This is a genomic window from Mediterranea sp. An20 (assembly GCF_002160055.1).
GTDB lineage: Bacteria > Bacteroidota > Bacteroidia > Bacteroidales > Bacteroidaceae > Bacteroides > Bacteroides avicola.
Window position 1 is genome coordinate 1 of record NZ_NFJV01000076.1, and the last position, 1,014, is coordinate 1,014.

The following is a 1,014-nucleotide window of genomic DNA, read 5'->3' on the forward strand; positions in this document are numbered from 1 at the left end:
CCTGCTGATGTCCGCCTGCTTCAGTGTCTTCAACCTGCTGGCTGCCCACCGCATGGACAACACGCTGGTGTTCATCACCGACATACTGGTGTGGACGCTGCTGAACGTGTGGTTCGACAAGCGTATCGGGCGTAAAGCCCGTGAGGCCGGCCCGGCTCAGTGAAAGTATAACGGGAGAGGTGGGTGTCTTTTATTTATTCTACGCGAGAATAATACTACAAGAATCACCTCAATGAGATGCCTCCTCTCCCGTATTTTTTGAAACTTAAAAGAGGAAAAATTAAACAGACTCTTACTCAGAGACAGATAAACTTTTCATTTTCGGCGTAGGGGAATCTTTTTTCTGTGCTTTTTTACTGGTAGACAGTAAGAGGGCCTGTTAAATTTCTGTATTCCCCTACCGCATCGAAGCAGGGGCAGTCTTTCTGCGGGTTCAGGTCCCGGTGTCCCACGATGAGGGCATGGGGGAAGATCCGCTTCAGTTCGCGCAGCAGGGCAAGCATCGCCCCTTTCTGTGGGAGGGTCCGCGTGTCGGCGGGTTTTCTGTTTCCGGACAGTCCGCCTTCGTAGCAGATGCCTATGGAGTGCCGGTTGTGGTTGCGGCAGTGCGCCCCCACCTGTTCCAGCGGGCGTCCCGGATGTATGGTCCCGTCCCGCGTGATGTAGAAGTGGTATCCGATGTCCCGGAATCCGCGGTGCCGGATGTGGTCGTTTCGGCAGGTCTCAAAATCCAGGCTCCGTCCCTCAGGGGTGGCGGAGCAGTGGATGATTATCAGGGTGATGCGCCTCATGCTTCTCCGGTTTTTAATTTCCGCAGGCGCTGATGCCGAATGCCCCTGCCACGGCAGAAGCTACGGCGATGATGACTTTGAGGACGATGCCCCACACGGTTTTGGGTGTACTGTTTTTCTGTTGCATAAAAATAGGTAGGTAAGTAATCAATAAATTCAATTTAAGTAATCAATCAGAATTAGTTTATACTATCATGGAGAATGAGGTGTCTGTCATTCTGAG

2 protein-coding genes are annotated in these 1,014 nt (G+C 52.0%); both read right to left on the minus strand.

Features of this window, described 5'->3' with window-relative positions:
- Positions 1–353 precede the first annotated feature (353 nt).
- Positions 354–791 carry an N-acetylmuramoyl-L-alanine amidase gene (locus B5F34_RS17180; RefSeq protein WP_087340947.1) on the minus strand — a complete coding sequence of 146 codons (438 nt, stop codon included), beginning with the start codon at positions 789–791 and terminating at the stop codon, positions 354–356.
- A 13-nt stretch (positions 792–804) separates the two neighbouring features.
- Entirely contained in the window at positions 805–918 is a 114-nt protein-coding gene (locus tag B5F34_RS17670) for a smalltalk protein (protein WP_162609359.1), read from the minus strand.
- Positions 919–1,014: the final 96 nt, after the last annotated feature.

Coding starts and splice junctions, on each gene's coding strand:
- B5F34_RS17670 (WP_162609359.1), bottom strand. CDS start 918: ATGCAACAGAAAAACAGTACACCCAAAACCGTGTGGGGCATCGTCCTC.
- B5F34_RS17180 (WP_087340947.1), bottom strand. CDS start 791: ATGAGGCGCATCACCCTGATAATCATCCACTGCTCCGCCACCCCTGAG.